Source organism: Jatrophihabitans sp., assembly GCF_036388195.1.
Classification (GTDB): Bacteria; Actinomycetota; Actinomycetes; order Mycobacteriales; family Jatrophihabitantaceae; genus Jatrophihabitans_A.
Genome location: NZ_DASVSG010000129.1, coordinates 1 through 13472, shown reverse-complemented (window position 1 = coordinate 13472; position 13472 = coordinate 1). Strand labels below are relative to the sequence as shown.

General features: G+C 70.9%; 13 protein-coding genes. 8 read left to right on the top strand and 5 right to left on the bottom strand.

Annotated features, from left to right (window positions below; genetic code table 11):
• Together VF612_RS13270 and VF612_RS13265 are read right to left on the bottom strand one after the other, a co-directional pair.
• The coding region (locus VF612_RS13270; RefSeq protein WP_408660328.1) for an inositol-3-phosphate synthase at positions 1-968 on the bottom strand (968 nt) is incomplete at its 3' end.
• An 83-nt stretch (positions 969-1051) separates the two neighbouring features.
• Positions 1052-1651 (bottom strand): PadR family transcriptional regulator, encoded by a 600-nt coding sequence (locus tag VF612_RS13265; protein ID WP_408660327.1) that lies wholly within the window; start codon positions 1649-1651, stop codon positions 1052-1054.
• A 249-nt stretch (positions 1652-1900) separates the two neighbouring features.
• Here VF612_RS13265 and VF612_RS13260 point away from each other — a divergent pair, with 249 nt between their 5' ends.
• The 3 genes from VF612_RS13260 (at position 1901) to VF612_RS13250 (ending at position 7746) form a co-directional block, all read left to right on the top strand.
• Positions 1901-4243, top strand: a complete 2343-nt coding sequence (locus tag VF612_RS13260) for a transglycosylase domain-containing protein (RefSeq protein ID WP_408660326.1) — start codon at positions 1901-1903, stop codon at positions 4241-4243.
• Between the two features lie 26 nt (positions 4244-4269).
• Positions 4270-5898 (top strand): glycosyltransferase family 87 protein, encoded by a 1629-nt coding sequence (locus VF612_RS13255; RefSeq protein WP_408660325.1) that lies wholly within the window; start codon positions 4270-4272, stop codon positions 5896-5898.
• A gap of 78 nt (positions 5899-5976) precedes the next feature.
• On the top strand, positions 5977-7746 hold the full coding sequence (locus tag VF612_RS13250) for a proline--tRNA ligase (protein WP_408660324.1): 1770 nt from the start codon (positions 5977-5979) through the stop codon (positions 7744-7746).
• Between the two features lie 15 nt (positions 7747-7761).
• Here VF612_RS13250 and VF612_RS13245 read toward each other — a convergent pair whose 3' ends face one another.
• Positions 7762-8541: a deoxyribonuclease IV gene (locus VF612_RS13245; RefSeq protein ID WP_408660323.1), complete on the bottom strand. Its 780-nt coding sequence runs from the start codon at positions 8539-8541 to the stop codon at positions 7762-7764.
• 383 nt (positions 8542-8924) lie between these two features.
• Here VF612_RS13245 and VF612_RS13240 point away from each other — a divergent pair, with 383 nt between their 5' ends.
• The 5 genes from VF612_RS13240 (at position 8925) to rplI (ending at position 11840) form a co-directional block, all read left to right on the top strand.
• Positions 8925-10001 (top strand): hypothetical protein, encoded by a 1077-nt coding sequence (locus tag VF612_RS13240; protein WP_408660322.1) that lies wholly within the window; start codon positions 8925-8927, stop codon positions 9999-10001.
• A 239-nt stretch (positions 10002-10240) separates the two neighbouring features.
• Positions 10241-10594, top strand: coding sequence for a 30S ribosomal protein S6 (gene rpsF / locus VF612_RS13235; RefSeq protein WP_408660321.1), 354 nt, complete (start codon positions 10241-10243; stop codon positions 10592-10594).
• A complete protein-coding gene (locus tag VF612_RS13230; RefSeq protein WP_408660320.1) occupies positions 10594-11088 on the top strand; it encodes a single-stranded DNA-binding protein in 495 nt (164 codons plus the stop codon). The genes rpsF and VF612_RS13230 overlap by 1 nt, the downstream gene beginning before the upstream one ends.
• Positions 11089-11141: 53 nt before the next feature.
• Positions 11142-11378, top strand: a complete 237-nt coding sequence (gene rpsR, locus VF612_RS13225) for a 30S ribosomal protein S18 (RefSeq protein WP_311423422.1) — start codon at positions 11142-11144, stop codon at positions 11376-11378.
• Between the two features lie 12 nt (positions 11379-11390).
• Complete coding sequence (gene rplI / locus VF612_RS13220; RefSeq protein WP_408660319.1) at positions 11391-11840, top strand: 50S ribosomal protein L9; 450 nt, start codon at positions 11391-11393, stop codon at positions 11838-11840.
• Between the two features lie 100 nt (positions 11841-11940).
• Here the strand turns inward: rplI and VF612_RS13215 are convergent, their stop codons facing one another.
• Entirely contained in the window at positions 11941-12879 is a 939-nt protein-coding gene (locus tag VF612_RS13215) for a hypothetical protein (RefSeq protein WP_408660318.1), read from the bottom strand.
• A gap of 60 nt (positions 12880-12939) precedes the next feature.
• The coding region (locus VF612_RS13210) for a hypothetical protein (RefSeq protein WP_408660317.1) at positions 12940-13472 on the bottom strand (533 nt) is incomplete at its 5' end.

The window sequence follows — 13472 nt, the reverse complement described above, 5'->3', positions numbered from 1 at the left end:
GCCCGCAGCGCGTCGATGATGATGCCGGCCGAGTTCGGGGAGTCCCAGACCTCGAGCTTGTACTCCAGGTTCAGCGGCACCTCGCCGAACGCGCGGCCCTCGAGCCGGACGTAGGCCCACTTGCGGTCATCGAGCCACTGGACGTAGTCCGACGGGCCGATGTGCACGTTGCGCGAGCCCAGGTCGTGGTCGATGTTGGAGGTGACGGCCTGGGTCTTGGAGATCTTCTTCGACTCCAGCCGGTCGCGCTCGAGCATGTTCTTGAAGTCCATGTTGCCGCCGACGTTGAGCTGGTAGGTGCGGTCGAGCACCACGCCCCGGTCCTCGAACAGCTTGGCCAGCACCCGGTGGGTGATGGTGGCGCCGACCTGGGACTTGATGTCGTCGCCGACGATCGGCACGCCGGCCGCCTCGAACTTGGCCGCCCACTCCGGGGTGCCGGCGATGAACACCGGCAGCGCGTTGACGAAGGCGACCTTGGCGTCGATGGCGCACTGGGCGTAGAACTTCGCCGCGTCCTCCGAGCCCACCGGCAGGTAGCAGATCATCACGTCGACGGCCTGGTCCTTGAGGACCTTGACCACGTCCACCGGCTCCTCGTCGGACTCGTCGATGGTGAGCCGGTAGTACTTGCCGAGGCCGTCCAGGGTCGGGCCGCGCAGCACCGGGACGTCCAGCGGCGGGACGTCGCACAGCTTGATGGTGTTGTTCTCCGACGCCACGATGGCCTCGGAGAGGTCCCGGCCGACCTTCTTGGCGTCGACGTCGAAGGCGGCGACGAAGTTGATGTCACTGACGTGGTACGGGCCGAACTTGACGTGCATCAGACCGGGCACCGGCGCGGACGGGTCCGCGTCGCGGTAGTAGTGCACGCCCTGCACCAGCGATGCGGCGCAGTTGCCGACACCGACGATGGCTACCCGGATGGCACCGCCGCCGGAGCCGTTCTGGTTGTCTTGCGAACCCATCGGGTTCCTCCTTGGTTGTTGGGTGCCGCACCTGGCTGGTCTTGAACTGGCGTGGCGGTCGGTCTTCGTGGTCAGGGCCGTCGTCAGGGGCTGGGGTTGGGCCCGCGACGCTCGGTTTCGATCAATTCGTTGAGCCAGCGGACCTCGCGATCCGCCGATTCCAGGCCGTGTTCCTGCAGCTGGAGGGTGTAGCGGTCCAGCCGCTCCCGGGTGCGGGCCAGCGAGCTGCGCATGCCGTCGGCCTGCTCGGTCATCCGCTGCTTGCGCCCCTCCAGGATCTGCAGCCGGATGTCCGAGCGGGTCTGGGCGAAGAAGGCGAGCCGGGTGCCGAAGCCCTCGTCGTCGTAGGCATCGGGGCCCACCTCGGCCAGCAGCGCCGCGAAGTGCTCCTTGCCCTCGGCGGTGAGCCGGTAGACCCGCTTGCCGCGCCGGGACCGGGTGCCGAAGCCACCGGCCGGCTCCTCGATCGGCACGTCCTCCTCATCGATCCAGCCGGCTTCCTGCAACCGCCGCAGGGACGGGTACAGCGAGCCGTAGGAGAACGCCCGGAACGTCCCGAGGAGCGCCGAGAGCCGCTTGCGCAGCTCGTAGCCGTGCATCGGGGCCTCACTGAGCAGGCCGAGGATGGGGATCTCCAACATGGTGCTGCCCTCCTCTCGACCCGATATATCAGCACGATACATCAGGTCGAGATATCACCTACACTCAGTCGAGTGGAACACGCCCCGGGCGGGTCGAGAAATGGCCGGCCCAGGCGCCCGAATGCGGGCTTTGGCCCCACCGTGGGCACCCAGCAACACCCCGTACCCTGCGAGTAGTCCGCCAGCCCGGCTGGCGTGTTGTGCTCAGTGATGGGCCCGAGTGGCCGACATTGAGCAGTAGACACCAGCAGTAATTCCCGATCCACCTGATGGAGCGCTGATCCACCTGATGTGGCGCTGAGCAAGAAGGAGTTCTTCGTGGCGGGTTCCTCCGCGCCTCAGCAGTCCCGATCCGTGCCCGGCAAGGGCCCGGCCCGGCGGGCCGCGAACCAGCCGAGCCGGTGGCAGCAACGCCGGGCGGCCAAGAAGCGCCGGCTGGCCAAGATGAGCCGCCAGAAGCGGGTGCTGCGCCGGATCGGCCTGGTGCTGACCGGTCTGCTCGGGCTGCTGGCGCTGCTGGCCACCGTGGTGGCCGTCGGCGTGTACTCGGTCGCCCGCGTCCCGAGCCCCGCGGAGCTGCAGACCAACCAGTCCGCGATCGTGCAGTACGCCGACGGCTCGACCATGGCCACCATCGACGGCGGCGAGAACCGGATCATCGTGCCGCTGTCCAAGGTCCCCGGGCACGTGCGCGACGCGGTGATCGCCGCCGAGGACCGTGGCTTCTACTCCGAGCCCGGCATCTCGATCAAGGGCACCATGCGGGCGGCCATCAACGACCTGCGGGGCGGCGAGACCCAGGGCGGCTCGACCATCACCCAGCAGTACGTCAAGAATGCCTACCTCAACTCCGAGAAGACCCTGAGCCGCAAGCTCAAGGAGCTGGCGATCTCGCTCAAGCTCAGCCGGCAGTACTCCAAGGACGAGATCCTGGAGAGCTACCTCAACACCATCTACTTCGGACGCGGCGCCTACGGCATCGAGGCCGCCTCCCGGGCCTACTTCGGCGTCTCGGTGGACAAGGTCAACGTCGCCCAGGGCGCGCTGCTGGCCACGGTGATCAAGTCCCCGGAGTACTTCGACCCGACGGTCACCCCGTCGGCGTCCAAGGGCCGCTGGCAGTACGTGGTGGACGGCATGGTCAGCACCGGCAAGCTCGGACGCGACCAGGCTGCCGCGCTGAAGTTCCCGGCCACCGTCAAGATCCGCAACTCCAGCTCCGCGCTGGACGGCCCGCTCGGCCTGGTCTGGCGCCAGGTGAAGTCCGAACTCAGCGCCGACGGGGTGGACCCGGCCACCATCAACACCCGCGGGCTGCGAATCCAGACCACCATCGACCGCGGCGCACAGGCCACCGCCCAGGACGCCATCAAGAAGACCTACTCCAACCTGACCCGCAAGCAGAAGAACATGCGCCCGGCGCTGGTCGCGGTGGACCCGAACACCGGCGGGGTGATCGCCTACTACGGCGGCGCCAACGGCGCGGGGCTGGACTACGCCCAGTCCTGGCGGCCGCCGGGCTCGAGTTTCAAGCCGTTCGTGATCGCCACTGCCCTGTCCCAGAACCTCAAGGGCGTGAAGCCGGCCTTCACCATCCAGTCCATGTTCGACGGCTCCTCGCCGCAGACCATCGACAACCTGCCGTTCTCCAACGACCCGACCGACCCCGACTACGGCACCTACACGCTGCGCCGGGCCACCACGCTGTCGCTGAACACGGTGTTCGGCAAGCTCACCTCGCTGGTGGGGCCGGCCAACGTCGTCAAGACCGCCCACGCGCTGGGCATTCCGGCCACCGAATCGGAGTCGGGCGCGAACCCCGGCGCCCCCACCCTGATGCGCAACGGCACCCCCGACAACTACGTCGGCATCGGCAACTACCCCGTCCGGATCCTGGACCAGGCGGTCGCCTACGCCACGCTGGCCAACGGCGGCCTGGCCCGGCAGTCCTACTTCGTGCAGAAGGTCACCGACGCCAAGGGCAACGTGATCTACCAGCACAAGGACAAGGCCAAGCGGGTGCTCGACAAGCGGGTCACCAACGACACCGCCCTGGCGATGAAGGACGTCGCCGAGAGGTCGGGCATCGGGCTGGCCGACGGCCGGCCGGTGGCGGCCAAGACCGGCACCGTCGGCATCCAGGACACCGGCGACTCCAGTGACGGCTGGACGGTCGGCTTCACCCCGCAGGTCAGCGTCGCGTCCTGGGTCGGCTCGGACAAGGTGGAGCCGATCTATGACGCCAACGGCAACTCCGAGTACGGCCGGGACATGGCCGGCACCGCCTGGAAGCGGTTCATGGACGGCTACCTGAACGGCAAGCCGGTGCTGCCGATGCCCACCACCCAGCAGATCGGGCAGCCGCAGCCGTCCAGCACGCCGCCGCCGAGCACCAGCGCGTCTCCGACCCCGACCGTGTCGAGCACGCCGCCGAGCACCAGCGCCGCGCCGACCACGTCCGCGCCGCCGAGCACCTCTGCCACGCCCACCCCGACGCCGAGCACCAGCTGTGGGCTGCCGATCTGCCCGTCCACGTCGGCGCCCGGGTCCAGCGGCGCGCCGGGACCGACGGCCAGCTCGTCCACGAAGAAGGCGGCCGCCCCCGCCTCGGCGACACCGACCCGCCGCCCCTAGGCCGGGAGCGTGCGAGGATCGTCGCCGTGACCGAGCCGAGCGCCTCTCCCGCGGCGGTCCGGCCGTCCTCGGCCTCGGCTTCGGCTGAGGTGCCGCTGCCGTCGCGGACCGACCCGACCGCGGCCCGGGCCAGCGCCCTGGTCGGCGGCCCGGTGGGGCGCTACGCCCGCAGCAACGCCGGCTGGTGGACGCCGTTGCGGGTGCTGCTGGCGCTCGGGGCGTTCACGCTGCTGCTCGGCTACGGCGAGAAGCTGCCGTGCGCCGACGGGCAGTGGGTGGCCTCCAAGCAGTACACCCATGCCTGCTACTCCGACGTCATCCCGCTCTGGGGCGCTGAGGGGCTGGCCTCCGGTGCGGTGCCCTACCGCGATCACGCCGTGGAGTACCCGGTGCTGACCGGCGGGTTCATGTGGCTGACCGCCGAGCTGACCCGGGCCTGGCACTCCCTCGCCGAGAGCGGCGCCGTGCCGGGCCAGGACCAGGGCGTGGTGTTCGGCGTGCTGACCTGCCTGCTGCTGGCGGTCTGCGGGCTGTTCACGGTGGCTGCCACCGCGGCGGCGGCGGGCCGGCGGCGGCAGTGGGACGCGGCCGTCCTGGCGCTCAGCCCGCTGCTGGTCTTCCACGCCTTCTCCAACTGGGACCTGCTGGCGATGGCGTTCGCCTCGGCCGCGCTGTGGGCCTGGGCGCGCGACCGGCCGGTCGCCGCCGGCGTGCTGATCGGGCTGGGCGCCGCCGCCAAGCTGTACCCGGCGCTGCTGTTCGTGCCGCTGGCGCTGCTGGCCTACCGGACCCGGTGCTGGCGTCCGGTGCTGTGGGCGGCCACTGCCGCGGCCGGGGCGTGGCTAGCGGTGAACCTGCCGGTGGCGCTGACCTGGACGGCCGGCTGGAAGGAGTTCTACGCCTTCTCCGAGTCCCGTCCGGCCGAGGCGAGCACGTTCTGGGCGATGCTCAAGCACTACTACCCGCACACCTTCGGCTCCCCGCTCGACAGCGGCTGGTCCCCGCCGGGCCTGGCGGTCGGGCTGGTGCTGCTGGCCGCGCTCGCAGCCGTCGGCTGGCTGGCGCTCACCGCCCCGTCCCGTCCCCGGCTGGCCCAGCTGGCGTTCCTGACGGTGGCCGCCTTCCTGTTGACCACCAAGGTGTGGAGCCCGCAGTACTCGATCTGGCTGGTGCCGCTGCTGGCGCTGGCCCGGCCGCGCTGGCGCACCGCGCTGATCTGGCAGGCCACCGAGATCGCGGTCTGGATCGCCACCCTGCTCTGGCTGCTCGGCGGCAGCGACCCCAACAAGGCGCTGCCCTACGAGGGGCTGACCTGGGTGCTGCTGCTGCGCGACGCCACCCTGCTGGTGCTGGTGGCGCTGATCGTGCGCGACATCCGCCGTCCGGAGCTGGATGTCGTGCGCTCGGCCGACGAGCCCGATCCCGGGGCCGGGCTGTTCGCCACGTCGGCTACCGATCGGCTGCTCGGCGCCGGCCGGGGCCGGGCACGCCACCCGGACGAGCACGACGACGACCCGGACGGGCTGGACGACGACCCGGACGAACCGGACGACGACCCGGACGAGCACGACGACGACCCAGACGAACCGGACGACGACCCGGACGGCGAGCTGGCCGGCGGTAATTCAGCAGACCGCCCCTACCGGCTCGGTTAACCTTGCCCGGTCGGCTTCACCTCGTCCGGCGGGCCGGTCGGCTCGTGACGGTGGGCTGGAAAAACGGTTGGAGTTCTTGTGCTGCTGCGGATGTCCACGCTGTTCCTGCGCACCCTGCGCGATGATCCGACCGACGCCGAGGTGCCCAGCCACCGGCTGCTGGTCCGCGGCGGCTACGTCCGCCGGGTGGCGCCGGGCATCTACTCGTGGCTGCCGCTGGGCATGGCGGTGCTGGCCAACGTCGAGCGGGTCGTCCGCGAGGAGATGGCCTCGATCGGCTCCCAGGAGGTGCACTTCCCGGCGCTGATCCCGCGCGAGCTCTTCGAGGCCAGCGGGCGGTGGGCCGACTACGGCGACTCGCTGTTCCGGCTGCAGGACCGCAAGGGCGTGGACTACCTGCTCGGCCCGACCCACGAGGAGCTGTTCACGCTGCTGGTCAAGGGCGAGTACTCGTCCTACAAGGACTACCCGCTCTCGCTCTACCAGATCCAGACCAAGTACCGCGACGAGGCCCGGCCAAGGGCCGGCGTGCTGCGCGGGCGCGAGTTCATCATGAAGGACTCCTACTCCTTCGACCTGTCCGACGAGGGCCTGCGGCAGTCCTACCAGGCGCACCGGGACGCCTACGAGCGGATCTTCAGCCGGCTGGGCTTCGACTACCGGATCGTGTTCGCGGTGTCCGGGGCGATGGGCGGCTCGGCGTCGGAGGAGTTCCTGGCGCCGACGCCCTCGGGTGAGGACACCTTCGTCCAGTGCACCAGCTGCGACTACGCCGCGAACACCGAAGCGGTCGAGATCGCCGGCCCGCCCGTCCAGGACGGGTCCATCCAGCCGGCCAGCGTGGTGCTCGACACCCCGGACACACCCACGATCGCGACGCTGGTGGACCGGCTCAACAGCCTGGACTGGGCCGAGTACGGGCTGCCGACCCGACAGTTCAGCGCAGCGGACACCTTGAAGAACGTGGTGCTCAAGACCCACCAGCCCGGCGCGGACCGGTGGGAGCTGCTGGTGGTCGGCGTGCCCGGGGACCGCGAGGTCGACATGAAGCGGCTTGCCGGGCAGCTCGAGCCGGTCGAGGTGGAGCAGGCCGACGCCGAGGACCTGGCCGCGGTGCCGGAGTTGGTGAAGGGCTACATCGGCCCGCAGCTGCTGGCCGACCTGAAGGTGCGCTTCCTGGTCGACCCGCTGGTGGTCGAGGGCAGCGCCTGGGTGACCGGGGCCAACGAGGAGGGCAAGCACACCGCTTTCGTGGTGCGCGGGCGGGACTTCGACCCGGCCGGCGAGGTCGGCGCGGTCGAGATCCGCGACGGCGACCGGTGCGCCCGCTGCGGCTCGCCGCTGCAGATCGCGCGTGGCATCGAGCTGGGCCATGTCTTCGCGCTGGGCCGCAAGTACGCCGACACCTTCGGGCTGACCGCGCTCGGCCCGGACGGCAAGCCGGTGACGATCACGATGGGCTCCTACGGGGTGGGAGTCACCCGGGCCGTCGCTGCGCTTGCCGAGCAGACCTATGACGAGGCGGGCCTGTGCTGGCCGCGGTTGGTGGCGCCGGCGGACGTGCACGTGGTGCCGACCGGCAAGGACGCCGCGGCGGTGGCCGAGGCCGAGCGGATGGCGACCGAGCTGGTGTCGCTGGGGGTGCGGGTGCTGCTAGATGACCGCAAGGCCTCGCCCGGGGTGAAGTTCAAGGACGCCGAGCTGCTGGGCGTCCCGACGATCCTGGTGGTCGGGCGCGGGCTGGACGACGGCGTGGTGGAGCTGCGCGACCGCAAGTCCGGCGAGCGGCGGGACGTGCCGGTGGGCGATGCGGTGAGCGCCGTCCATGCGGAGGTGTCGGGCGGCTGAGGCTCGGGGAGGCTGCTAGCTGGCCTTGCTGCGCAGGTAGCTGATGTCCTCGGCCTGCCCGGCGGCCGGTGTCTCGACCAGCACGTCGCAGCCGGCGGCCCGGACGATGGCCGCGATCGCCTCGGGCTCGATGAACCCGGTGCCGAGGTTGGTGTGCCGGTCGGCGCCGGAGTCGAAGGTGTCGCGGCTGTCATTGGCGTGGATCAGGTCGATCCGGCCGGTGATCGCCTTCACCCGGTCGACGATGCCGGTCAGGTCCTCGCCGCCGGCGTGCGCGTGGCAGGTGTCGAGGCAGAAGCCGGGGCCGTACTCGCCGATCGCGTCCCACAGCTGGGCGATCCGGTCCAGGTGCCGGGCGATCGCGGCGGTGCCACCGGCGGTGTTCTCGATCAGGATCGGCAACGGGAAGCCGCCGCTGTCGGCCTGGTAGGCGAAGGTCTTGCGCCAGTTCTCGATGCCGACCGCCGGGTCGTCGTTGGCGCCGACGTGGCCGCCGTGCACGATCAGCCCCTTCGCGCCGATCGCGGCCGCCGCCGCGGCGTGCTGGGCCAGGATCTTGCGGCTCGGGACCCGGATCCGGTTGTTGGTGGTGGCCACGTTGATCACATACGGCGCGTGCACGTAGACGGCCAGGTCGGTGGCCCGGAGCGCGTCGGCATGCGGGTGCTCCTTCGGCGCCTTCCAGCCCTGCGGGTCGGCCAGGAAGAACTGGACCGCTGCGGCGTCGACCTGGGCGGCCGCGGCCAGCGGATCGGTGGAGTCGACGTGCGCGCCGATGACGAGGGAGTCAGCCATGGCGCCTAGGTTACGTCCGGGCCCTGACATCAGTCACCCGCGGCGGCCTGCCGGTCCCGGGTGGGCAGGTAGGCGATGCCGAGCAGGGCGTCCGTGCAGCCTCCACGAGCTCCGCGAAATGGGCCGCCGCCGGGACTGGGCCTTCATGACAGCCAGACACCTCAGCCACCAAAACCATTGCGCGTCAACGTGCCGTTCTCGGGAGCGGTTTGGGCGGTTTCGGCCGCTGGCCGCTGGGTGGGCGTGACCAATGGGCGCCTGTTTCGTTGTGTTCTTCGTCGGCCCTGGGACGATGCATGCGGGTCGGCAGGCTAAGATGGTGCCTTTCCGGACCTTCAGGACGTCCAAGGCGCCACAGACGGTACAGGGTGAGGGGAGCGCTGATGAGTCCTCGTCGCATCGCCGGCGTTGCCGTCGCGGCGGCCGTGGTCTCCGGCTCCGGCCTGCTTCTGCTCGGCGGCACCAGCGCGGCCGCCCCGCCACCGCCGACGCCCGTCACGCTGGATGCGACCGGCATGTCCTCAACCAGCTGCCCGGCGCCGTTGAACGGCTCGATCGCGGTCGTGCCCGGCACCACCGTGAAGTTCACACCGGGAGTGGTGCTGAGCCTCGGACAGAGCATGACCCTGACGGTGCTGTCGAAGGCGAACACCACGCCTGCCCCGACGCCGAAGACGTATCCGGTGCCCAACACCGGCGTCAGCGTGCCGTTTCCGAGCGTGCAGGCCTATGACCTGACCTGGAAGACCAGCGGCGTTCTCGGGTTCACCCAGAAGGGCAAGCTGGTCGTCGCCAGCAACGTCAAGGACTGCAAGGTGGCGGTGCAGCTGCCGGTGCCGAGCGTGTCCGCCTCGGTCGTGCCGAGCCCGATCACGAGCGGGATCAACGGCGCGATCGGTGGCGTGGTGAGCAGCGCCAACGGCGCCCTGGGGCCGATCAACAGCGCGCTGCCCTCGGTTCCCGGGGTGCCGGGCCTGCCCAGCGTGCCCGGGCTGCCGAGCGTTCCGGGTGTCCCCGGTCTGCCCGGCGGCAATTCGCCAGGTGTCACCCCGCCACCCGGGGCGAACGTCCCGGGCACCAGTTACAAGCCCACCGGGCCGACGGTGGCCGACCGCACCGTGCCCGATGGCTACGGCACCGGCAGCGGTCTCGGGGGCAGTTACGTCCCCGTCACCGGGTCGACCAGCGCCGGCGGCCAAGGACAGGGCCCACAGCAGGCCGCGGGCAACGCCGCGCCAGCTGGCGCCTCCTCCTCCGCGCCAGGGGTCAAGTCCGGTGGCTCGCCACGCACCGTGGAGCTGGCCTCGACCCGCCCCCGGTCCGCGCTGGGCGCGCTGCCCACCCTCGCGGTGATCCTCGCCATCCTGGCGCTCTCGGGCGCCACCGCCTTCTACGCCCGCACCTTCCTGCTGCAGCCGGCCGAAGCGACGGTCAAGGCTCCCGTCAAGCCACAGCGCTGACGGTCCGCCGCTGAGACTGGGCCCTGACCCGCGCTGGGCCCTGACCCGCGCTGGGCCCTGACCCGCCGATTTCCGTCGCCGGACGCCAGCCGGTAACCTGTCAGGGTTGCAGTCTGGGCGATGGACGTCAGGTGTCCGCCGCCCGTGGCCCGCCTTCGCGCGGGTGTCACCAGACCGCTTCACCCTCCTGCCACGGACCGTCCGTGGCCGCCAAGTCCACAGGAGGCTGGGTTAATCCCATGCGCCATTACGAAGTCATGGTCATCCTCGACCCCGAGCTGGACGAGCGCACCATCGCTCCGTCCCTGGACACCTTCCTCTCCGTCATCAAGAAGGATGGCGGCACCGTGGAGAAGGTCGACGTCTGGGGCCGCCGCCGGCTGGCGTTCGAGATCAACAAGAAGTCCGAGGGCATCTACGCCGTCATCGACCTGAGCGCCGAGCCCGCGTCGGTGATCGAGCTGGACCGGCAGCTGAACCTCAACGAGTCCGTGCTGCGGACCAAGGTGCTGCGGCCCACCCCGCAGAAGGCCAAGTCCAAGAAGGCCCAGGACAAGGCCACGGCGAAGCGGGCCGAGCGGAAGTCAGCCTGATGGCCGGCGAAACCGTCATCACCGTCGTGGGCAACCTGACGGCCGACCCGGAGCTGCGGTTCACCCCGTCCGGCGCCGCGGTCGCCTCGTTCACGGTGGCCTCGACCCCGCGCAACTACGACCGGCAGACCAACGAGTGGAAGGACGGCGAAGCGCTGTTCCTGCGCTGCTCGATCTGGCGCCAGGCCGCGGAGAACGTCGCCGAGTCCCTGCAGCGCGGCATGCGCGTCGTGGTGACCGGACGGCTCAAGCAGCGCTCGTTCGAGACCCGCGAGGGCGAGAAGCGCACCGTCATCGAGCTCGATGTCGACGAGGTCGGCCCGTCGTTGCGCTACGCCACGGCCAAGGTCAACCGCACCCAGCGCGGCTCGTCCGGCGGCGGCTTCGGCGCCGAGGGCTCTGGCGGCGGCGCGCCGGCCGATGACCCGTGGGCCTCGTCCGGCCCGGCCGCGGCCTCGTCCGGCAGCGGTTACTCCGACGAACCGCCCTTCTAGACCTCTTCCACTGATCGCACGACTTTCCTGAACCGAAGACGGAGTTCCCACTGATGGCCAAGCCACCGTTACGCAAGCCCAAGAAGAAGTCGAACCCGCTCAAGACCTCCCGCATCGAGGCGATCGACTACAAGGACACCGCCCTGCTGCGCAAGTTCATCTCCGACCGGGGCAAGATCCGCGCCCGGCGGGTGACCGGCGTCAGCACCCAGCAGCAGCGCGAGATCGCCAAGGCGGTCAAGAACGCGCGCGAGATGGCGCTGCTGCCCTACACCTCCACCGCGCGCTAAGGCAGGACGGCTATGAAGATCATCCTGACTCGTGAGGTGGCGGGCCTCGGCGCGCCCGGCGACATCGTCGACGTGGCCGACGGCTACGGCCGCAACTACCTGGTGCCGCGCGGCGCGGCGATCGCCTGGAGCAAGGGCGCGGAGAAGCAGATCACCCAGATCAAGCGCGCCCAGGACTCCCGGGAGATCCGCGGCCTGGGCCACGCCAACGAGATCAAGGCCCAGCTCGAGGGGCTGGCCGTCACGCTCAAGGCGCGCGCCGGGGACGGCGGCAAGCTGTTCGGCTCGGTGAGCCAGGCCGACGTCGCCAACGCCGTCAAGGCCGCCGGTGGGCCCACCGTGGACAAGAAGCGGGTGCACCTGCCCGGGCACATCAAGACCACCGGCGCGCACACCGTGACCATCGAGCTGCACCCCGGCGTGGTCGCCACCGTGCCGGTCACCGTCACCCCGAGCAGCTAACCCGCACCAGTAGCCACACCGCCGCGCTCGGCGGGACCGGAGTCACTTCCAGTCCTGCCGAGCGCGCTGTCGGTATGCCGCGCTGACCGCGCTGTCGGCCTCACACCAGGTAGTCGCCGGGCCAACCCGCAACCGGGTCGCGGCCGAACCCGACGGTGCTCCGCGCGGTGCCGTCCGGACGGGTGGAGACGGCCGAGTAGCCCGCGAGCACCGACGGCCCCCGGCTGTCCTCGTCCGGGCCGGCGGCCGGAACCAGGATCACCGACGGATGCGCCCGGCGCAGCTCCTCGCCCAGGGTTGTCGGGTGCTCGGAGCCGAGCGGCCCGACCGACGCCTGCACGGCGGCCTCGACGTCGTCGGGAGCGTCGGTGATGAGGGTGAGCAGGTGATTGCTGCAGCTGATCGGCAGCCGCCGGCTGTCCAGCAGGCGTTCCAGGTTCGCCGCGTCGGCCCGGTCGCGCGACAGCACGACGGCGCACCTGCCGGTGGCGCCCACGAGCGTTGCCTCGGGGTACTTCTCCCTGAGCAGCCGCCAGGTCTCCGTGCGGCCGGTGAGGTAGACCGGCACCTGCTCGCGGACGGCCTGCTCCACCACCTGCGGCGGCGCCGTGGCGAGCACGGACAGCAGGTGCGAGAGCCCCAGCGCCTTCACCACCGGCTCGATCGCGGCGTGAGCACGTCCTAGGGTGGCGGCAGGCACGGTGATCGTGGTGGCTATCCCCAGGGCCGCGAACGGCACGGACCTGCGCAGGGCATGCAGCGCGAAGCCGTAGCTCGGCAGCAGGGTCACCGCGCGCGGCGGTGGCGGCACGGACGGCGAGCCGGCCCGGGCGTAGTCGAGGGCGCGGTGCGCGAGCCAGTTGGCGAGCAGGACCAGCTCGTGCTCGAGCACTCCCCGCCAGTGCTCCTCGGTCAGCCGCGGGTCGAAGGTGTCGGCTGCGAGCCGGTCCAGCTGGGCGGGCCGCAGGGCATCCTCGACCAGCTGCAGGTCCAGCGCCGGCTCACACCCGCTGTCGATGACCCTGCCGACCTCAGTCATGCACGCCCAAGCTCATCCACGGCCAAGCTCATCCCCGCCCAAGCTCATCCCCGCCCAAGCTCATCCCCGCCAGGCCACCCGCTGCCGGACCGAACCCGGCCCGGTGCGGTAGTGCTGCAGGATGCCGTCGAGGAACCCCCAGGCAAGCCCCGGGCCGACGGCGGCATGCCGCAGCGAGTCCTCCGGCAGCGGGCCGTACCTCAGCAGCTCGGCCAGCCGCTGCGCCGGACGGTCGTCATGCCCCAGTCCCTCGTCGATCTCGTCGTGTTCCCAGAGCGCCCGCAGCAGGGCTGCGCCGGTCGGGCTGCGGTCGGCTATCGCGCTGTAGAACTGGGTGTGCCGGCTGGTGGGGCGGCATTCGGACAGGCTCTTCTGCAGGAACGTCGACACGGCCAGGTAGGCCTTCCAGTCCTGGTGGCCCAGGTTCTCCAGGAACCCGACGAAGGCGACGGTGGTCGGCAGCGGCCGCATGGCGGACGGGCGTTCGACGCCGCCGCACTGCAGAAGCGTCTTCTCCAGCATCGTGCAGTGCGTCAGCTCGTCCTCCAGGTGCGCGATGAGCTGGCGGCGGACGGCTGCGCTGGTGCTGGAGG